We start from the raw sequence: 21,843 nt of genomic DNA, 5'->3' as shown, positions 1-21,843 counted from the left end.
AATTATTCTCCCTTCCTCCTAATTCCCTTTGCGAATAGTGTCTTTAGGCTTTAACAATTTTGGTCGACGTTTCATCATCTTTAACGGCATACGTACCATAAAATCCTTCCAATCCCCTGCTCGATAAGGAACGGTTGGGCTAACAAAAGGTACACCAAAACTTTTCAACTTTACTAAATGACTGCACAGGAAAAGGAAAAATAGAATAATTCCATATAACCCAAATAAAGCAGCAGAAAGCATTGCAATAAAGCGTAGCATACGTAACGAAATCCCTGCATTATATTGTGGAATAGCGAAGGATGAAATAGCTGTTAATGCTACGACTATGACCATAATGGGGCTAACAATTCCTGCCTGGACAGCCGCTTCTCCGATGACAAGTCCGCCAACTATTCCCATTGTGGGACCAATCGGCTTAGGTAAGCGAAGTCCAGCTTCTCGTAGGATTTCAATCGCTATTTCCATGATCAGTGCTTCGATTAATGCAGGAAATGGAACACCTTGCCTTGTCGACATCATCGATAAAGCAAGTTTAGTCGGGATTAGCCCCTGATGAAATGACACAAAAGCAATATATATGGATGGTCCAAACAATGTAATACCTGCCGCAAGAAAGCGAAGCAAACGAATAAGTGAGCTAGGTAACCAACGTTCGTAATAATCTTCCGGAGATTGTAAAAGCATATTAAAGGTTACTGGCACAATGAGAGCAAAAGGGGTCCCATCTAATAAAATGGCGACACGTCCTTCCATTAAGGCTGCAAAAACACGATCAGGACGTTCGGTGCTTTGAACTTGCGGAAAAGGACTAAGATAATTGTCCTCAATCAATTGTTCAATATAACCAGATTCAGGTAGATTATCTAGATTTATTTTGCTGATTCGTTTCTTCACCTCTTCAATTAAATCGGGCTCAGCAATTTCATCTATATAGGCTATTACTAGCTCTTTTTTGATACGCGTGCCAACTTCCATTTTAATGATAGCTAAATGCTGATTTTCCCCTTGTTGCCTTAATAAGGAAGTATTCACGCTTAAATTTTCTGTGAAGCCTAATCTTGGTCCGCGCACCAATGCTTCTGAAATAGGCTCATCAAGATTGCGTGTCTTTCCTTGTGCAGTACCAAGGATAAATACACTTGGTATACCATCAATAATTAATGCTGTTGCCCCAGTTAGTACCCCCCCTACAGATTTCATCACGGTTGATTCCTCGAATAGATCGCTCACAGGAAGAACTTCATTTTTTATTAATTGCTGCAATTCATAGCCTTTTATAATCGTAGGATTTTCAGTTAGTCCCTCCATTAATGATTTCAAAATATGCTTATCGATCATTTCTTTATCGCATAATTCTTTTAGAAAGACGATGGCTGCACGAATACCTGTATTCCCTATGTGAAACTCTCTGAATTGTACATCCCAATTATGTTCCAATTCTTTCTTTATTTTTAAAAGATCAACATCATAAACTCCTGTAAATTGGTCAAGCGTTTTTGAAACAGATTCGTACTGCTCCTCACCTTGCACAGTTTGTTCTTTCATATCAATCATTCCATTGTTCTTTTTTACAAATAAAAAACCATTAAACAGTTTGAAAATCAAAAATGGAATTAAAAATGCTAAAAAGGCCTGCATAAAAACTTGCCAATGTGGCATGTAGGAAATCACTTTTTCCCACACAAATCATCACCCTCTTTAGTAGACATCATACATAGTATCTCTACATGTTTTTATCATTATCTAAGCCACCATATTTTAAACTTCTAACCATCAATATTCTGAACAGGAACCTAAAAAAACCAGCCCCCAAAAATTGGAGTACTGGTAGTGGATTTAGAATACAATACTATATTGAATGAGTTGACTGGTTTCCCCTAAATATTCCGACTTCCCCTTCTACTTATTTCTCTAAACCCTATTTTCTCTAATATGGCTCTTGCTCGCCAATTTGTTTCGTGTGTTTCTGCTAGCAACTGATCAATCCTATTGTTTTCAGAGGCAAAAGCTAGCATGCATTTTGTCGCAATCGTACCAAACCCTTTTCCCCAATAGGAACTATCTCCAATAGCAAGTCCTAGCTCAGCTGTCTGCTCCTTCATATCCACTAAATCGGCATAACCTATGAGTGTACCATTATACGCTATCCCCATTCGTACAAAATCAGCAGAGTTATTTTCCACATATCGGAGCCACCATTCATAAAGTTCTTCATAACTGCTATTAATATTCCATCCATTGGCTGAACAAAACCTATCATCTTTACTCCATTTTAAAACACTAGGAAAATTCTCTATTGTAATCGCTCTTAATTGAATGCCTTTTGAGTTTATTTTTGACTGATCCATCTTATCCTCCCAACATTTTAGAACATGATAAATGAAATCTATTAAATAGAATATGGTATACTAGCTACTATGAAAAATTAGAAGGTGGAATTTATGCTTGAAGTTAGTGAAAGTAAATTAGCACAATATAGTCTACATTTTTTGAACGAGACACTTATTTTGGGTGAAGAAGCCTTTACTCAGCCCGAGGTCATGTTAGAAGCAGCCTTTACACAGCTTGCATTTAGTAAGATTGATTTAGAGCAACAATTCGAATTTTTCCATGAAACAAATATTGCTCTCAATGAAATTTATACGTACGCCAAGGCCATTTTTGAACAAAACAGTAGCTTTCTAGAACAATCACAAAATATAGCTAGACACTTACATAGTGTGTCACAGCATCCCAATATTAAAAGCGGTGAACTGTTTATTGGCTTATTTGAAAACTGTTTACTATTGAATGAGGAAAAAAAGATTATTGCCATTGTTAAAATTGATGAAAAAGAAATATTTTTAGATGTTAAAAATGATCAAAATCAAATGATTGTCAACGGCATTGATGGCATTAACGTCAAAAAAATTAATAATATGGCCATTATTGTGGATATGGGGCCAGAACAACCTCCTGCTGTATTTATGAAAACAAAGCGTAAAGAGGATATCATTTATTGGCAAGAACGTTTTTTAAAAATTAAAGTTGCAGATGAATATTATCATAAAACAGATTTAGCGCTCACTGAATGTAAAAAATACATTTTAAAGGAAGAAAATTATTCAAACACAGAGAAGCTAGGACTTTTGAATAAAACATTGGATTATTTTAGAAATGAAGAAAAGTTTCAAGTAAACCATTATATTGAAACTGTATTTGAGCAAGCTGATGCTACACAAAAGGATATACTGATCAACTCAGTCAAACCCTATGAAACGGTTATATCAGATAGTGCATTAGAAAAGGCCGAAAAAAAATATAAACGTAAAATTAAGCTCGATGCCAACATTGAAATACAAGTAAATATTCAACATATCGACCAAATAGATGAACTGATTGAAGTAGGATATGATGAAGCAACAAATCGAAAATTTTATAAAATTTATTTCCAGGATGAGATGTAGAAGAGGCATTCCCTTAAAGGGATGCCTCTTTTTTAATGTACCATCCCTTTTAAATAGCAGGCAAGCTGAAGCCTTAATACATCATCTGCATTTTGAAAAGAGATCGTTAACTTTTCTTCGATTTTTTTTAATCGCTGATACAAAGTATTGACATGAATGTGTAATTGTTTAGCAGTCTCCCCTACAGAGCCATTTTGCTTTATATACATAAGCAAGGTTTCTTCTAGTAGGTGATGCTTTGTTTTCTCGTTTCGTAACGGTAGGAACACTTCATTCACGAAACCTAGAAGTTCCTCCTGTGTTTGATGGATAAATAGTCGATTCACACCAATCTCCTGATAATGCATGATACCCCAGCGCTGGCGGGTCATTAAAAACGACAGTGCTTTATCTGCTTCATTATAGCTTTTTGCTATTTGATCCATCCCCGAATACAATGTACCAACTCCAATTTTCAATGAATTGTTCTTAACCTTCTCCCAGCTTCCTTGAAATTGCTGCACGAGGTGTAGTAGCTCATTACCTATACGTTTAAATTGGCAAAGGACCGTTATTTTATGACCAAAACCAAACACTATTGGGGCATGATCCTGAAAATGTTTTTTAATTTCACTAATCAACAGATGTACTTGCATATCCATTGCTTGAATATCTGTGCCCGTAGATAATTGAATTAAAACGACAGCATAATTGGCATTTGACTGAATACCAAGCTCTTCCCCTTTTTTCATGAGTTGCCCAGGGTCCTTAGACGTTAAAAAATCATGAAAAAGGTCATGTGTTTTTTTATAAAACGAATCTACTATTGTTTGCTTCCGTATCAGCTCTAGTGCAATAATGGAGCTTGCCTGTTCAATAATTAATTTGTGAATGGATTCTAGCTTTTGTTCATTAATCTCGATAAGCAGTAAGCCAAGAATTTGACCAACACCGATGATAGGCTGAATATAGTAATCAACTTGCTCATTCTCTACTTCAAGTGAATAAAATGCTGGCGTTTCTGTTAAATGTACAAAACGGAACAAATCACCCTTTTCAATCCAATGACGTGGACTTGCATAAATTGAATCATCCATTAAATCCATAATAACGAGGCGTAAATTTAACATATGTCTTATTTCATTAACAATGACTTGCATACCTGCATTTTGCAAGGAAAGTTTCATAAAGGTGTGGTGGATTTGATCCCGTTGGAGTAGTAATTCATTTTGAAGTTTTAAATTCTGAAATAGTTTTGAATTCGTAAGTGCAATGGATACTTGATCCGAAAAGCTTTCTAACAGTTGTTTATCTTCTATAGTTAGTAAGGCATTTTCTCCATTTTGATAAATAATAACCACACATAATGTCTGCTCTTCTACAGCAATTGGAACAGCAATAACCGATTGTAAATATTCAAAAGTATAGGCATTTAATAAATGACGTAAATTCTCTTCTGTCACAGAAGAGGAGGCTTTTAAAACGTCTGTATACGAATTTAAAATCATAGATTGGTTATCTTTGAAAGTCTTTCCGATAATCCCTTCGCCAACTTTCATGCGCATATTTTTAATGTCCTCACCAGGTCCCCCCACCCAAGCCTTTGGTACAAGTGCAGCTTCACTTTCATCATACATCCATAAAACTCCAAAGTCTGCAGACGGTATAACCGATAGCGCATTCTCCAAAATCTTCGTCAACAATGTGTGTATATCATTTAGTACTGAAATTTCCCGTATACTTTCCATCATTTTGTCTCGAATAAATTGCTCTTTTTCTAACATTAATTCCAAATAATAAGCATGAAGTAATGTTTCGATTGCTTGGTTTTCCGTAGCTGATAGTGCTCTATGGAGCCGTAAGACCAATTGTCTTTTTTCATGGAATTGAAATTGATACTCATATACGTCTATATTTTTCTTGTCATGTGAAGGAGCCAGTTGTTCTTCCATCCCCTGAGAAATGACAAGAGAGAAACGATCCTCATTGATATTTTTCCATACCTGAAATTGCGAAAGATTGCAAAAGTCAGATAGAAATTGTTGTAGCCTATCTACTATTAGCATCACGATATACCTCACCCTTTATGTATATATATCTATATTTAACGCCTTTATTATATGAAAACATACATTGTTAGAAAAGTCTAAATTTTTTATACTTTGCAATATAACCAAATTTACTATAGCTAGGAGGACAAACGATGACAGCAACAACTAAAGCTCGAAATACAAAATATATTGTTATAGCCATGTTATTTTTAGGATGGTCGTTAGGGAATTTTGATCGTTTCATCATAAACTTTGCCATTCTTGATATTTCAAAGGAATTACAATTAACTGAAGCATTAACTGGCATTGTTTTAAGTAGCTTTTTTGCAGGCTATGCTTTAATGCAAATTCCTGGTGGCTGGTTAGCCGATCGCTTCGGCTATCGAAAAGTGCTCATTTCAACCATTTTAGTGTGGTCAATCTTCACCGTATTAACGGGAGCTGCCTGGTCTTTCCTTTCTATCATTGTCATTCGATTCCTGTTCGGGGTTGGTGAAGGTAGCTATTTCCCTGCTGCTTCAAAAGGTATTGCCAATTGGTTTCCTGTCGATGAGCGCAGTAAAGCTATGTCCATAATGTTAACATCCGGCTCCATTATGGGCGTCGTAGCACCCATTGTAGGAACATATCTCATGCTGGCATTAGGCTGGCGAGATATTTTTTATATCGTAGGGGCCATCGGTATCGTTGTTGCACTTTGTTTCTTCTTCCTAGTGAAGGAAAAAGAAATACCAGCTATCCATCAAGTACAAACACAAACTTCAAAAGCACCATTAAGGGATGTCTTAAAGACACCTATGATATGGAAGTTGTTTATTGCCTACTTTAGTATTTATGCAGTGAACTGGGGCTTAACCTCTTGGATGCCTACGTATTTATCTAAAGTAAGGGGTTTGGAGTTGACTGCTGTCGGTATCTACTCAGCCATTCCTCCGTTTGTAGGAATCTTTGCAATGCTGTGTAGCGGTTATATTCTAGATAAAATGCCACAAGGACGAGATAAACTTGTAGCAGGAATTTTCGCTATTATTGCAGGTATTGGTCTTTTACTCATGGCGAATGGACCGAGCATGCTAGTCTTTACAATATGTCAAAGTATTGTAACCGTCATGCTATCCTTTAATATTATTTTAATTACCTCTGTGCCACTGAAGATTTTACCAGAGGCAGTTGTAGGAACGGCAAATGGCTTTATTAATACCGGTGCACAATTTGCAGGCGTACTAACACCTATGCTTATTGGATTTTTAGTGGAGGCTTTCGGTGGTTCATATAGTCCCGCATTTGCTATGTTAATTGGCTTTACCATTGTGTGTGCTGTGTCATTATTCATGATTCGTCCAACTAAACAAACAGTTGTTATCAATCCCCCTTCCATAAACGAGATCATTGACTAAGGAGTGAAAGATTATGAGTTTAACTGAAAAAATTGCAAACTATATCGATCAAAAAAGTGGGCTGTACAAAAATGTAAGCGATAGCATCTGGGACTATGCTGAAACAAGATTTGATGAAGTACGCTCCGCTGATTTACTATGTAAAACATTAGAGAATGAAGGTTTTCATGTCGAAAGAGGTGTTGCGAACCTTGAAACTGGCTTCATTGGTACCTTCGGAAATGGGAAACCTGTAATTGCCATTCTTGGTGAATATGATGCACTTGCAGGTCTTAGCCAACAGGCAGGGAGTGCGAATTATGAACCGATCATTCCGAATGGTAATGGCCATGGCTGTGGTCATAACCTTTTAGGTGTCGGGGCACTTGCTGGAGCCATCGCTACTAAACAATACTTAGAAGATAACCACTTAACGGGAACTGTCAAATACTTTGGCTGTCCAGCTGAAGAAAGTGGCTATGGCAAATCCTTTTTGGCAAGGGATGGTTATTTTAAAGATGTAGATGTTGCTTTTTCATGGCATCCAGGAACGATTAACACTGTTATGCATGCGAGAGCAAATGCCGTTATTAATGCTACTTTTAAATTTAAAGGACGTAGCTCCCATGCTGCGGCATCCCCTCATTTAGGGAGAAGTGCATTGGATGCCGTAGAGTTAATGAACGTTGGTGTTAACTATTTACGTGAGCATATTGTAGATGAAGCGAGAATTCACTATGCCGTAACAAATACAGGGGGCGTTGCACCAAATGTAGTACAAGCAGAGGCTGAGGTGACTTATTTGATACGAGCACCTAAACCAAATCAAGTCAAGGACTTATATAAGCGTGTCCTCAATTGCGCACAAGGAGCTGCTTTAATGACTGAAACAACTGTAGAAGAGCAAATTGTTGGCTCTTGTCATAATTTAATCCCTAATAAAACATTGGAAAAAGTGATGCATCAGCATATGCAGGATTTGGGTAGTGCAAAATTAACAGAAAATGATATTCATTTTGCCAAGGACATCTATAGCACGCTATCCGAAGAGGAAAAGAAGGTAGCGGCTTTACAAGTAGGAAAAGAAGTAGCACAGATGCTTGTTGACCGACCTATTATTGATTTTCTTGCACCACTTCCAGAAGAACCATTTTTCATGGGTGGCTCAACAGATGTGGCAGATGTTAGCTGGAATGTCCCAACGGCTCAATGCTCGACAGCTACATGGGCATTTGGCACACCATTCCACACATGGCAGGCAGTCGCACAAGGAAAATCATCCTATGCTCATGAGGCGACGATGCTAGCTGGAAAGGCGATTGCTTGTACAGCCATTTCTGCGCTAGAAAATCCTACATTGATCGAAAATGCGAAGGCAGAATTAGTGGAACGTCTCGGTGGTGAAACATATGAAGCTTTGATTCCAAAAGATTTAGTCCCTCCTAAATCAAACCGAGAATCAGCTGCAATAATGGCATAACTTGTACAAAATAAGACTTTCTATCATCAACAATAGAAAGTCTTATTTTTTATCGGTTTATATTTGTTATAGCCTCTCTTTCTAGGCCAATCATATTATTCATTTAGTTGTTGTCCAGGATGGCATAGATACACTGCTAGGGGAAATGTTCGATAAATGACATGAGTTTTTTTTAATTCTTTTTTAAAATAATTAAATTTTTTTCTTAAAAGTTAAAACTTTTTCAATTGGTAAAACGTCTAATAATTGGTAACAGAAGTTAACCTAAAGGAGAATGGATAAACATGAAAAAACCTGTTAAAAAAACATGGCTTTTGGCTTCAGCGCTTACACTAGGAATGGCTGTCTTAACACCGCTTCAGGCTGGTGCGACATCTGTAGAAACAACAAAAAATGTCACAATTCAAATAGAACACCAAATAAAAGGGACCATTAAATATTTTGATGGCTATGGCTTAACTATGAAAGGAACAGATGGAAAAAATTATTTCATTGGCTTACACAAGTTCTCTGATAAGCAAATCGAGCAATTAAAGCTTGTAGAAGGTCAAGAAATTTCTGTTGAGGGCACTATTCTAAAAGATTACTCAGACTTCTTTACCTTTGACGTATTCAAAAAAAGTTTACCTAAAGGGGTAACAAAAGAAGAGATTGTCCAATTAGAAAAGCTTTTTAACGACTTAAAAAAGTTTGAAAAAGAAGAGAATTATGAGGAAATGGATCGAATCTATGAGGCGATGAATGCCATTACAAGACCGTATGAATTAGCAAACTGGCAACCAGAGCCCTTTGAGGAATTTATCAATGAAGCAGCTTTCGCTGAAAAAAATATCGTTATTAAAGCACAAGATAAAGAGCAGCTAAAAACACTTTATTCAGAATGGATAAAATTTGTAAAAGAAGATAATATGGATGCAGCTCAAGAAAAAATAGATAAAATTTATTCGATTCTTGATATTTATTACGCAGAACTATATCCACCACTTACGTTTGAACAATATATGGCAGACTTCGAAGTAGAATTAACAAAAGAGGAACTAGCAGAACTAAAAATGGTCTATGAAGATGCTCAAAAAGCAGACAAAGAGAAAAATGAAGAGCTTTCAACGAAGCTTTGGGAGCAATTTTACGAAATGCTAAACTCACACTTTAAATACGAGCCTATTTCTTTTGAAGAATATATGGCTGATATTGAATTCGACATTAGTCAATCAGATTACACTAAATTAAAACAGCACTACGAAGAAGCCGTGAAACTTGAGCAAAATGGCGAAGAAGAAAAAGCTGGCGAGCAATGGGAGGCCTTCTACAAAATTTTAGATCCTTATTATGAAGCTAATAGAGACATCCTAATCTCAGCATCTAAACTAACAATAAATGGGCAAGTTGTACTTCCAGAACCAGAGCTAACTCAATAAATTTTTAAGGGCTCTCCTATTGATATAGGAGCAGCTCTTTTTGATGTGACGAAATTGTCATGTTATCCCTTAAATAGTCATGTTAATCGATGGTTTGACCATAATTTGCTTGTTATAGTAATCCATGTTGAAACAAACAAATTACATCTTAAGGAGAAAATCTACATGACATTGTTCATAAAAAAATTCGTGATGATGGCTGTAATGTTCGTATTTTTTACTTTCATACCCGAAGTAGTACAGGCAACATCGAGGGATACTATTCATAAAATTGACCAATTTATTGAGGAACAACAAAACATTAGTAAAATCCCAGGTCTTTCAGTCATCATTGTTGATAAGGGCGAAACCGTATATCAAAAGAGCTTTGGCTTTGCTGACACAGAAACAAAAACGCCTGTCACATCTGATACCCTTTTTGAGCTAGGGTCCACATCTAAAGCATTTACAGGGCTTGCTATTTTACAATTAGAAAAGCAAGGTTTGTTAAAACGATCAGATGATGTTCGAAAGTATATCCCGTGGTTAACATTAACCTTTAATGGCGAGGAACAGGTTATTACCATTCAGCAGTTATTGTCACATACCAGCGGAATTCCCTCAAATTCAATTACTCAGATTCCAGAAAGTACGGCTGATAACGCCCTTGAGCTAACGGTCAAAACATTACTGGACCAACAGCTAAATCGTAAACCAGGTAGTTCTTTTGAATATGCAACAATTAATTATGATGTCTTAGGATTAGTAATTGAACAAGTTTCAAAACAGCCATTTGATCGGTATATCCAACAAAAAATTTTACAGCCAATTGGTATGAATGAATCTTTTGTAGGAATTCACCAGGTACATTCTTCAAAAATGGCTTCTGGTTATAAAATAGGTCTGATGAAAGAACAGCCATACATACCACCTGTCTATCGCGGCAATATCCCTGCAGGCTATGTCATCAGTAACGCCAATGATATAGCGAGATGGTTAAAATTACAGTTAGGGAACAGTAGCATCTATTCTATCAGTAACCATGTAATACAAGAATCACATACTCCAGATCAAACAGTGGAGCCTTTTGATACCAATACTTATTATGCAAACGGTTGGGCCATTGTGGAGAAGGATAAAAAGCCATACATTTACCATGCTGGTGAAAACCCAACCTTTACCTCGTACTTCATCATGCAACCTGATGAACAAATAGGCGTAGCTATTTTAGCCAATATGAATACAAGCTTTACGACAGCGATTGGACAAGGTGTCATGGATATATGGGAAGGTAAAACGGTTCAAGGACAACATGTTAGTAGCTATCAAAAACTAGATAAAATTGTAACTATTATAAGTGCCTTCGTCATCGTAATCAGTATGATATTCTGTTATCTATTATTTAAAATTGCACAAAGATTTTATAAAAAACAACGTGAGGTCGCAACATTAAATTATAAGAGAATTTTCCTTATTTCTGTCCATATAGTAATTGTTGCTTTGCTAATGGCAGCTATATTTATAGTCCCAAATATTGTCGGCTTAAATTGGACATTTATAAAAGTTTGGGCACCTACTTCTATCACGGTATTATTGTATAGTACCATTATGGCAAGCTCCCTATATTTATTATTAGGTTTATCACTCACTGTTACTAAAAAGAATATCTAAGAAGATTTATTTCAAAGGAAAGCTTCCATTATGGAGTATGGTCTACATCAGTTCATTTGTGCTGCCATTCACCATTGCCATTCTTGATCGGTTTTCTTTTGTCCAATATAGAATCATCGACTAGACGAAAACCCCCTCTCCTTTCAACGTCTTGACATACAATAAATTGAAGAAAGGAGAGGTCTTTATGGGATACTACGGAAATGCAGGCAATTATAATTGTTGTTACGGCGGCTATGGTCATGGCTATGCTGGAAGTTATGGTGGAGGCTATGGTAACGAGTATGGCGGTGGTTATTGCATGGACTATGGTAAGAATAATAGTTCACCATTCGTATTAATTGTTGTACTATTTATTCTGCTCATTATTGTAGGCGCAACATTCGTAGATAAAGAATATTAATTTTTAGCATCTTTCATTACTGGTAAGAAATCTCATATTCTAACGCAAAAGGGTCGCTGTCAGGTGACCCTTTTTATTTATAAAATTTACTTTCAGCCCGTCTCCCCTAGTAGCTTAAAACCATATGTTTATTTCAACAAAATCGTCAGAAAATGAAACGAACTACAACTTTGAAACGTAAATATACTTAAGTAAAGTTAGTAACTATTATTGAAAAAGGGGATGAGTTCCATGATCGAATGGTGGCAAAAAAGGAAAAAGAAAACGAGAAGAAACAGAAAGAGTTATAATAAGTCCCCTCTAGTAGAATTATTTATTAACGTACTATTTTTGATACCTGAATTGTTTTTATTCCCATTCAGATTAATTTATTGGTTGTTAAGAGGGGTGGGAAGATTTATTGGAGAGGTCATTTAATTTTTTTCTTGAACTTGGATGCTGTGATCTCTTATTTTAATTGTTTTACACAAAAAACACTCAAAAACTTGTATTCATAAGATTTTGAGTGTTTTTTATTTTTCAAGGAGTGAATTTTGAATGGACAGCATCCTACTGTTTTTTTATATAGAAAATAAATGCATCAAATTGCTGTATCACAAGCCATCATAAATACCATATAAACTTATGCAAACAGCTGTTAGAGAGAACACCTTTTTATCTTCTATCCAAAACAGCCCATACAAAAAGGCAATTCAAGAAAACGGTAAGATATCATAAGTTACTTAAACTTTTGAATATATCCACCATATTTTCTTAAACTGCCCATTAAAAATCAATTAATTAGATTCTACAGTCGTGTTCTTAGTGTCTTTAGAGTAATTATACTTTGATGGATCTACAGGTGTATACCCTGTTGGTGTATAGAATCTCAATAAGTCACCATTGACGACTTGATCCGATAATTTTAGTTTATGATCTACTTCGTTTTTCATCGACTTAGCAAAGTCTAATTGACTATCATCTAGAGGCAAACCTGTTTTATTATCATAAAATTTTTCATTAATTGAATAAATCGTAGGACTAACAAAATCTCCATTTCTGAATGGTACGATTTCATCATGCTCTTCTGATAATAAATCAGAACCAAATTGAATGAAATTTTGCGTATCAATTCCTAGTAAATGCAATAACGTTGGAAGAAGATCTATTTGGCCACCATAAGTATGGTTAGTTCCACCTTGCATTCCTGGAACATGGATAAATAATGGTACGCGTTGCAAATTAGCACTTTCATAAGGTGTAATTTCTTTGCCAATCACTTGCTCCATTGCTCTATTATGATTATCTGAAATACCGTAATGGTCACCATAAAGAACAATCATCGAATTATCATATAGGCCCGACTCTTTTAATTGATTGAAGACCTGTTTGATTGCTTCATCTGCATAGCGTGCTGTTTGGAAATAATTATCAACACTTGCATCGCCAGTATTCGCTTTATCAATTGTTACTAAATCTTGACTCATTTTATACGGATAATGGTTACCTACTGTAATTAATTTTGTATAAAAAGGTTGTGGTAACGAACTTAAAAGACTTTGTGATTGTTCAAAGAACGGTTTATCTAACAAACCATATTCAGCCATATCACCTGAAGAACCAGTATTATAATAACTTGCATCAAAGAAATGCTCGTATCCAAAGGACTTATAAATCACATTTCGGTTCCAGAAGCTTCCGTTATTCCCATGGAATACAGCTGATGTATAACCATGATCTTTTAAAATGCTTGGAGCAGCCTGGTACGTATTTTGTGCTTTTGTAATATAAGCAGACCCTTGTGGTAACCCAAATAAAGAATTTTCTAGCATAAATTCTGCATCTGAAGTTTTACCCTGACCTGTTTGATGGAAGAAATTATCAAAATACATTGTATTCTTATCTTTTGTTAATGAGTTTAAAAATGGTGTAACTTCCTCACCGTTTAATTTATAGTTAATAAGAAAGTTTTGGAACGATTCTAAATGTAAATAGATAACGTTCATGCCTTTTGCTGCACCAAAATAGTCTGCATTAGGTTTGGCGTAATTAGATTTTGTATAATTAATTACTTCTGTCGTATCACTACTATCTGCCAAAGCTCTCTGTGAAGAAGCTTTCATAGTTTCTACTGAATCATAAATCGTATAGTTATACATCCCTAAATACTTCACAATATAGTTTCTATCAAAACCTCGTGTTAACAATTGTGGACGACTAGTTTCAGCTAGGCCTAAATTTACAATGGATACTGCTAATGCTAATGCAATAATTGCCGTTGCTTTTTTATACCCTACACGTTCAGTTTCTTTTTGTATTTTTCTTGAGAAACGTAGATAGAACATGACAAGAACATCCACAAAGAACAAGATATCATAAGGCTTAAGTAAAGAAAGAACACTACCACCTAAATCGCCAAAGTTCTGCGTTTGGAAAATTGTTGGTAATGTAATGAAATCACTAAAAAATCGGTAATAAACAATATTGGCATATAAAAGAATAGACATCAAGGTATAAACTATTACTAAAGATGAATATTTTCTTTTTCCTTTAAATAAAAACGAAAATCCTAGAAACAGCATGGCTGATCCTAGTGGATTTAATAGTAAAAGGAATTGTTGAAGAGCTCCTTCTACACCTAGTTCAAATTGTGTTATTTGAGTGATATAAGTTTTAATCCATAACATTAAAACAGCTATAAAATATATTCCTAAAAAGTTGTTGAATAGGTCATCTTTTTTACTTACTAGATTTTTCATTACTACACCTACCTTCTACTTATTAAATTAAAAATCTAGTTGTATATGAACGTAGACTATAAGTATTGTAATGCATTGCATTAGAAAAATGTTACTTCACAATAACTTTTTTTAGTAGCTAATGTATAGTACTCCCCATTTAGAAATCTGTCAAGTTGTTAACTAGCACTAAAGACAATTAGTATAAAAATTTCTAGTTACTGTAAATATCATCATAAAAAATACCCTGCAAATGTTAGCCTGTTGACTATTATTTACCGGGCAATATTAACTATCATATTCTTTTTATCTCCTTTCAGTTCAAGCATGCAATTGTTTCATTGCTGTGCACACTTTTTTTGTAGAAAGTTGAAATTTATTGCATGATCAACTAATTTATTTATCCTAGCCTATGTATATCTATTTACTGGATGCTCATGTATATTTTGATCATTTACTCACTTAAATATGGATAAATTTTTCTGCTAAACTTATTTATAAAAACAAAAAGCCATACAACCATTGTTGCTATATGGCTTTGCTAGAAATCCATGCAGAGAATTTTTGTGGCTCTTATTGAGTCTCTACACTATTTCTTATTCGCTATCATTCATTTCTAATTTTTTTTGTACAGCTTTAATCATTCGAGCAGACCCATAGCAAATTTCCCCATTTTTCATTAGAATTTCTTTGTTCTTAAAGTCAACTTCCTGTATATTGTCAATATTCACTACGAAAGAATTATGGCAACGAATGAAGCCTTCATACTCTTTCTCTACATCTTTCAACTTCCCATAGAACTCTACTTGGCGATTGTCCAAATGTAAAACAACTTTATGTAATGGGGAGGATTCAAAAAACATGATATCATCATAATTGACACTAATAATTTTATCTGCAATTCTCTGAACAAATTTTTTATTAGATGTCCTGTTTGTTACTTGCTTTCTTTCATTTGCCACCTTCAAACAGCTAACAACTTTGCTCTGTATAGAATTAACATCATCTTTAATAATAAAATCCATCGCGGCTACCTTATAAATGAAATTTAAATAAGTAAGTTCGGAGTGAGTAGTGACAAAAACAATATCACCTGTTGGATCAATTTTTCTAATTTCCGCGCCAAGTGTGATGCCATTCATCTCATGATTCAAGTCGATATCAAGAAAATATAAACCTGATCGATTGCTCTCTTTTATATACGTTAATACTTCTTCTGGATTTGCGGTTGTTAGAACCAGTTGCATATCAAGGTTTTCAATCATAATATAATTAGAGACATACCTGGCTATCCTTTCTCTTTGTTCCTTTTGATCTTCACAGATAAAAACATCAATCATCTTGATCCCTCACTTTAAAATTACAATTTCCTGCTTAAAATAATTATCCTCTATCACTGTATCCAACCGTGTCTTATTTTCTTGATCTACCATTTTCTTCAGACTATTCAGCCCCAACCCTCGATTTTCTCCTTTTGTTGAGAAACCTTTTTCAAAATATTGAAAGAGCTTATGCCCAGTATCTCTAAACGTATTCCAAACCACAAAGGATACTGATTGTTCAAGTTCTACAAATCCAACTCGAACCATCCCCTTTTCTACTTCTTCTGCTGCTTCAATTGCATTGTCTAAAATAATTCCGATACAGCGGCACAACAGTACACTATCCATATTCAGATCATGTATTTCGTTAGGACATTCAAAAACCACATCTATCCCCTTTTCCTGTGCAGTAATCAATTTGGAGGATACCAAACCTTTTACTTCAGGAATTTTAATTTGAGACAAACCCCTCATCTTAAAATCATTGTCACGAATCTCTTGACTGACACGCATTATATTGTCATTAAAATAGCTCTCTAAAGCTGTCATATCACGATTGGTGATGTATTCAGACATAGAAGACAGGATATTGATGTAATCATGGCGAAAAGTTCGCATTTCATAATAGTTTTTTTCCAGCTGTTCCGTGTACATTTGTATACTGTTTAGTTCAATTTCTTTTTCCCTCATCTCAAACTGCTTTCTGAAGGTATATACTAGAAACGACAAGCTGACAGCAAAAATAGCAAAATAGATAAATAAGTACATGGTATTCATCAATACCAGCGTATTTTGGTTTCCCGTTAATCTTACATACACAATCATTGTAAAATAAATCACATATGTAAAAAGCCCCAGGAAAGCTAAAATACGCTGTAAATTCCTGTCATTCTCATCCTTTTCAAAAATCCGAATATTCAATCTTTTCCAAAAAGTTATAAAGATAAGCCCAGTAATTAGGGTAATAAATTGATGAAGTAATATCACCGGAAAAATGGTTTCATTTGATTCTGAAACAGTACTAATCTCTAAGACTTTTCCCATAATAAAAGTTGTTAAATGATCAATCAGAATCATAGCAATCAATAAAATTGATGCGTCGTACAATGCAGGTATCCATTTTCGATAGGTATGCTTTAAAATAGCTAGAACAAATGCAAATATTAATAATGAACCAAAAATGTCTAAATAAGGATATAGCCAGGCCATCATTAAACTAAATAAGATGACTGCAATAATATTTTCCTTTTGAAAGAAACGTTTACCTAAAACAAAGCTTACCAAAATACAATAAATTGCTACTTGTATGAATGCTAATATAGTCAATCACTGACCCCTCATTTCTATATAGTAAACTTTCACTATATATTATACTATAGATCAGTAAATTGTAATATCAGGTAAATTTATACTTTTTGCTTAAAATCTACTTCTTTAATTCCTCTGGAATTTCTGGTTCAAAATTATACAACAAACAGAAATTCTCCACGCTTAACGCACCTACTCCAATAAATAGATTGATTAAACCTTCAGTAAACATTCTTTGAATTTTTTTCATTTTCATCTTCCTCTCTTATTTATTAATATTTTATATGTTATTGGAAGGATACAAATTACAGCTAGTAAACTTCCAAAAAATACTTGATTGATTACTACTTGTGAACTAGTACTAACCATAACTGCCACACATATCGAATAACCTATAATGGCTCTGTTTCTCAGCCTTGCTCTTAACACCTTATCGTTAATGCGGTTCTTTTCTGTATCTTGGGGGGCATACTTATAAAGACAGCTATATACAGCTAGAATAACAATCCAGATAATCGGTTCTGATAGTGAAATATCTGGTACCATTATCGGTAATATTCCGAATAGGAAAACACTTATTAAAGTGCAGGTACTACTTTTTTGAGCATGAATACCTCTAGCATTTAGCCTTATCAAGAAATAAGCACTGTGAAAAATAAATGTCAGCCAAATAGAATGAAGTAAAAATGCTGTCATATAAACTGGAATTGCTTTACCCATATTTATGAGGCAAACTTCAATACCTAATTTACACTTCAACTCTTGAATTCTAGTCAGGTTATGTCTTTTTTTTAATTTCCTAACCATATATTCTGACAACACTTCTTCTCTGAATCCCCTTAGCAAGACTTCCATTTTTACCCCTCCCTTGTTTTTCTTTACAATTATAGGATAACCTTCTTTACTCTATTATTATCAAAAGTATATTAGGTTATTCATTTCATTACATAAATGTTAAAAAAAAATAGGAAAATACACAGTTATGAGTATTTTCCTTACAATCATGATTTATTTTATACAAGCGACTAACTCATTACTTTCGAGTGGTTCCACCCTAGTTATACAAACTCAACTAAATATTTTGGATAAAGTGTAACCGCTTCACTGTACCCTTGGAGATCCATTCGATTTATACAGACTTTGTTTCTAGTTGGGAAAAATTCATTTTGCCGCATTTTATTATATAATTTGAATAACTGAATAAATAGAATTCTCTCTAAGAAGAAACACATCAGTAATTCTTCATGATGCATTATTGCTGCATTCTGCTCTCCTTCTAATGAAAACTTAGGAATCTCGAATTTGGTTGTATTAATTAATGGACCTATCTCCAAACTATTTTCCTGACAGCTCAATGCCAGTACATAGTTTGCAAAAGAGTCTATTTGAGTTGTCTCTACAATTTTCTTTTGTGTTCCAATTAGCAAATCAATATTGTTCTGTTGTTTCTCATCGTATACAGTTTGAATAAACGGTGATTTTTCCAGAAACTCTTGAACATTTGGGAATTTATCTTCTAAAAAGACTTGAACGTTAAATATTTTCCCCGTCTCAATAATTTTTTCTGCAAAAATCACGTATTCACTAATCGCTTCTGTTGATATAAAATACGGGGTAAAGAATTCCGTATAGCTTCTAACTAGATTCAAAAGATCTCTAGATTTTTGTTTTTCATAGAAAGTAAACAGTTTAGAATCCTTTTCCAACAGTTGCTTCCCAAGCCTATTCTCCGAACTGTCTGTTGTTTCATCTATACCATGATAGACAATTTCTTTTAATTTATTAAACTCCATATCTTTGACTTTAAAAGCCATGACGGTTTCTAATGTTACACAATCCTGAATCATAAAGAAATCGTTGACTTTTTTTACTTGATATTTCAATTTTAAGCAATACATATTCCATCTCAGCTCCTTTCTAGCCTAAAAGAAATGCATACAAAGATGTTTGATTATCTCTCAAAAGTCTTGATAACTCAATATCATAAAAACCGCCTAAGGGTACACTTTCCAATCCTAGATAGTTCGCTACTAACTGAATATTCTGTCCAATATGTCCAGCCTCTTGTTGCACCAACTTGTACGAGATATCTGTATACTTCCCAGAGATCTCAGACATGTCACAACTTAATGCAATAGCGAACTGTGCTGTATTAGCAAGATACTTTTGAATAAATACGTTACTGATTTCATTCCACGGCTGATATTGTTTAACCAATAACTTGTGAGTATCACTATTCAGCCGCATAATATTTCCCTGCTCTATTAAATCAATATCTACCAATTGCTCGTTGAATAAAAAGTAAATGTTGACATAATACTGTGCCCCACCGGAAGGGTATGTACGACTCTCTCTATCTCCGCCAATCATAGCCAATTGAGCAAATTGTGCCATTAACTTTCTATCAACCTTTACCTTGGCTTTGAATGGTTCCCTTGCCGAATATCTTGTAGCTAAAATTCTTTCAAATAAATTTTCTTGGTCAACTGTATAATCCAAATCAATTAGTGGATAATTACCATTTCCCTGTATTTCCCTCGGTCTGTGAGCATATACTTGAGTATTGGTGAATTCAGGTTCATTGATCGACATCATATGATAATCCATGAATTTTTTTTCAATATTCCGCTCACCTTTAAAGTTCCACAAATTAAACTCCCCCTTTTAAGAAATCATCCAGCTTTAAGGAAAGCATCTGAGAAAATGAATTCAAATTCCGGAGAAACGCCTAATCGATTATTCAGCATATGAAGATGAGAGATGACTATATAAAAGGCGTACTCTGGCTCGTAAGTCGTTTGACATAGTTTTATTTGGGCAAGCAATGACTTAAAAACCTTGAGATACGGCTGATAGATTGCAGTCGCAAGTTCTCCCTTTTTCAAGCTACTAATTCTGTTGCTAATCACTTTGTATAAATTCTCCGAAGTCTTATTCTTAGAAAATTGTGTCCATATTTCTCGATACGCAAGGAACATTGTCTCATGCTTCTCAATATATCCTAATTCTTCAGCAACTTCTGTACAGAGGTACATGAGATCAATTGCTAATACATAACGTTGATTTCGGTTTAGCTTTTGAATAATTTGCCCAGCAAATCTTGACGAGTGTACAAACATTTCTTCGGACAGTCCCATCGCTTTCTCTCCCCCATAACGGTTAAGCTCTGGTACATAATCAATTGTTTGAATTGAAAAATTCGGATATGGAGCAGTTGGTTTAATGCCTTCTGTCTGTACAATCGCATCATCATATGAAATAGGTTGGAACGTATGATTCTTATGCTTTTGATGAAATCTCTCCAGTAATTGATTTAAATCTTTTTCAAATTTATCTGCTACTTCAGGTTCTGTTTGGTATCTCAATCGGATATGAGGACCCCCATCCCAATAGCGAATGAAGAAATATCGAACCTTTTCTTCATCTAAATAAGGCAACAGACAATCTTTTAAAAATTCCTCAATTAATAGATAATCATGAATGAATAAGTGTTTAGATATCCACATACTACTACTCCCCTTTATTTTAAAAATATACTGTGACTTGTATTCCAGCTCTTAAAAAGATTTAATGAGTAGCCAATCTGTTTATTTTCTTCTAAATTGAATTTCTCTTTTATTGTAGTGTCATTATAATTTTTAATCCCACGAGCAGCTAATCCATATTTCGCTGCAATAATGGATAAACGTTGAGCAAAATGACCAATCTTCAAAAACATTTCATCATAATCATGTCCCGTATTTTCAAATGTAAAGAAGAACCAATAATTCATTCCCTCTAGATTAGTGAAATCTTGATATTCATGTAACATCTTCTTATACATAAATTTTTCATTGGGTTGAATAAATTCACACTTTTCTCCAATCTTGTAAAACCCGCTTCTGAAATCAGTAATATTATCTATAAAACTCCACAAACCTATTTCAGGATAGTCTTGCACAGCTACTTGACACTCCTTCAATAACTGACGATGAGTATCAGCAGACAAAATCTTTCTTACGACTGCGTCACCTCGAATATTTTGCTCCGATACCCTTTTCCTGAAAAATTCTGTTTCTGGTTGCTCTTTTATATCTTCTGTACTCAAATGATATTCTTGATCCATAGCTATTTCTAAAACAAGAGGAATTGTGACAAATTCACGTGGTTTCTCCAACGAAATCGTTGTTAGTCTACGATGCCGAATTTGATGACCATTTAAAACAAAGTCAAGATTATAGAGATAGTGGCCTGTATTCAGTAAACCTAGCATCGTTGAAAAATCACCATAGATTTTTTGGAGCTGACGATTATCATTTACTATGACTAGATAGTCTTTTTCAGCATTCAATCCTTTAAAATACTCTTGCTTATACACATAAATTTTGTCTGTTAATGCATTGTAAACAAACATATGTGTCTTATGGACAAACACCAATTTGAGACTATCAATATTTCTAGCTTTTGGAGAAAAAGAGTGGAAATAGTATTTGCTGAAAAAATCTATCCGTTGTATCATTTCTAAATAATAGTAGAGATCATAAATAATCGAACTCCAGCCATCACTTTTTCCAAGCTCTTTCAAAAATTTCATGTCAATCACATCTATATGATTTTTAAACAACAAATCTCCATCAATTTTTGCAGCAGACAATGTTTGCTTATAACAATCCTCCCCGAATCGTTCTAAATAATGTTGATCAATCATCCT

Annotated in this window: 18 protein-coding genes; 6 read left to right on the top strand and 12 right to left on the bottom strand. The window is 34.5% G+C overall.

Annotation, left to right across the window (positions count from 1 at the left end; translation table 11 throughout):
- Positions 1 to 18: 18 nt before the first annotated feature.
- Complete coding sequence (locus tag ABC382_RS22285; RefSeq protein ID WP_322611666.1) at positions 19 to 1,548, bottom strand: spore germination protein; 1,530 nt, start codon at positions 1,546 to 1,548, stop codon at positions 19 to 21.
- Positions 1,549 to 1,880: 332 nt separating this feature from the next.
- Entirely contained in the window at positions 1,881 to 2,351 is a 471-nt protein-coding gene (locus ABC382_RS22280; RefSeq protein ID WP_412927104.1) for a GNAT family N-acetyltransferase, read from the bottom strand.
- 93 nt (positions 2,352 to 2,444) lie between these two features.
- Here ABC382_RS22280 and ABC382_RS22275 point away from each other — a divergent pair, with 93 nt between their 5' ends.
- Positions 2,445 to 3,449 carry a nucleoid-associated protein gene (locus ABC382_RS22275; protein WP_341386641.1) on the top strand — a complete coding sequence of 335 codons (1,005 nt, stop codon included), beginning with the start codon at positions 2,445 to 2,447 and terminating at the stop codon, positions 3,447 to 3,449.
- 32 nt (positions 3,450 to 3,481) lie between these two features.
- On the opposite strand, the gene ABC382_RS22270 is transcribed toward ABC382_RS22275, so the two are convergent.
- Positions 3,482 to 5,494, bottom strand: coding sequence for a helix-turn-helix domain-containing protein (locus ABC382_RS22270; protein ID WP_412927102.1), 2,013 nt, complete (start codon positions 5,492 to 5,494; stop codon positions 3,482 to 3,484).
- 137 nt (positions 5,495 to 5,631) lie between these two features.
- Here ABC382_RS22270 and ABC382_RS22265 point away from each other — a divergent pair, with 137 nt between their 5' ends.
- The 5 genes from ABC382_RS22265 (at position 5,632) to ABC382_RS22245 (ending at position 11,806) form a co-directional block, all read left to right on the top strand.
- Complete coding sequence (locus tag ABC382_RS22265; RefSeq protein ID WP_341386642.1) at positions 5,632 to 6,876, top strand: MFS transporter; 1,245 nt, start codon at positions 5,632 to 5,634, stop codon at positions 6,874 to 6,876.
- A gap of 13 nt (positions 6,877 to 6,889) precedes the next feature.
- Positions 6,890 to 8,335, top strand: a complete 1,446-nt coding sequence (locus ABC382_RS22260; protein WP_341386643.1) for a M20 family metallopeptidase — start codon at positions 6,890 to 6,892, stop codon at positions 8,333 to 8,335.
- 284 nt (positions 8,336 to 8,619) lie between these two features.
- A complete protein-coding gene (locus tag ABC382_RS22255) occupies positions 8,620 to 9,753 on the top strand; it encodes a hypothetical protein (RefSeq protein ID WP_412927101.1) in 1,134 nt (377 codons plus the stop codon).
- A 165-nt stretch (positions 9,754 to 9,918) separates the two neighbouring features.
- A complete protein-coding gene (locus ABC382_RS22250; protein ID WP_322606147.1) occupies positions 9,919 to 11,403 on the top strand; it encodes a serine hydrolase domain-containing protein in 1,485 nt (494 codons plus the stop codon).
- A 187-nt stretch (positions 11,404 to 11,590) separates the two neighbouring features.
- Positions 11,591 to 11,806: a YjcZ family sporulation protein gene (locus ABC382_RS22245; RefSeq protein WP_396631778.1), complete on the top strand. Its 216-nt coding sequence runs from the start codon at positions 11,591 to 11,593 to the stop codon at positions 11,804 to 11,806.
- A 776-nt stretch (positions 11,807 to 12,582) separates the two neighbouring features.
- Here ABC382_RS22245 and ltaS read toward each other — a convergent pair.
- From ltaS to ABC382_RS22200, 9 genes are all read right to left on the bottom strand, one after another.
- On the bottom strand, positions 12,583 to 14,544 hold the full coding sequence (ltaS, locus tag ABC382_RS22240; RefSeq protein ID WP_313469768.1) for a lipoteichoic acid synthase: 1,962 nt from the start codon (positions 14,542 to 14,544) through the stop codon (positions 12,583 to 12,585).
- Between the two features lie 575 nt (positions 14,545 to 15,119).
- A complete protein-coding gene (locus ABC382_RS22235; RefSeq protein ID WP_274793988.1) occupies positions 15,120 to 15,863 on the bottom strand; it encodes a LytR/AlgR family response regulator transcription factor in 744 nt (247 codons plus the stop codon).
- Positions 15,864 to 15,872: 9 nt separating this feature from the next.
- Positions 15,873 to 17,171 carry a sensor histidine kinase gene (locus ABC382_RS22230; RefSeq protein WP_274793989.1) on the bottom strand — a complete coding sequence of 433 codons (1,299 nt, stop codon included), beginning with the start codon at positions 17,169 to 17,171 and terminating at the stop codon, positions 15,873 to 15,875.
- A 100-nt stretch (positions 17,172 to 17,271) separates the two neighbouring features.
- Positions 17,272 to 17,403 (bottom strand): cyclic lactone autoinducer peptide, encoded by a 132-nt coding sequence (locus tag ABC382_RS22225; RefSeq protein WP_274793990.1) that lies wholly within the window; start codon positions 17,401 to 17,403, stop codon positions 17,272 to 17,274.
- Positions 17,404 to 17,405: 2 nt separating this feature from the next.
- Positions 17,406 to 18,008: an accessory gene regulator AgrB gene (locus ABC382_RS22220; RefSeq protein WP_274793991.1), complete on the bottom strand. Its 603-nt coding sequence runs from the start codon at positions 18,006 to 18,008 to the stop codon at positions 17,406 to 17,408.
- 203 nt (positions 18,009 to 18,211) lie between these two features.
- Positions 18,212 to 19,051, bottom strand: a complete 840-nt coding sequence (locus ABC382_RS22215) for an ABC transporter permease (protein ID WP_274793992.1) — start codon at positions 19,049 to 19,051, stop codon at positions 18,212 to 18,214.
- 19 nt (positions 19,052 to 19,070) lie between these two features.
- Complete coding sequence (locus ABC382_RS22210) at positions 19,071 to 19,802, bottom strand: SagB/ThcOx family dehydrogenase (RefSeq protein ID WP_274793993.1); 732 nt, start codon at positions 19,800 to 19,802, stop codon at positions 19,071 to 19,073.
- 23 nt (positions 19,803 to 19,825) lie between these two features.
- Positions 19,826 to 20,659 (bottom strand): thiopeptide-type bacteriocin biosynthesis protein, encoded by an 834-nt coding sequence (locus ABC382_RS22205; RefSeq protein ID WP_274793994.1) that lies wholly within the window; start codon positions 20,657 to 20,659, stop codon positions 19,826 to 19,828.
- Positions 20,660 to 20,673: 14 nt separating this feature from the next.
- Positions 20,674 to 21,840 carry a hypothetical protein gene (locus tag ABC382_RS22200; protein WP_412927098.1) on the bottom strand — a complete coding sequence of 389 codons (1,167 nt, stop codon included), beginning with the start codon at positions 21,838 to 21,840 and terminating at the stop codon, positions 20,674 to 20,676.
- Between the last annotated feature and the right edge of the window lie 3 nt (positions 21,841 to 21,843).

The sequence above is a fragment of the Lysinibacillus phoenicis genome, from assembly GCF_047238325.1.
In the GTDB taxonomy this organism is placed as follows: Bacteria; Bacillota; Bacilli; order Bacillales_A; family Planococcaceae; genus Lysinibacillus; species Lysinibacillus irui.
Note: the sequence above shows the minus strand (reverse complement) of the source record. Positions and strands in the feature narration are given on the sequence as shown.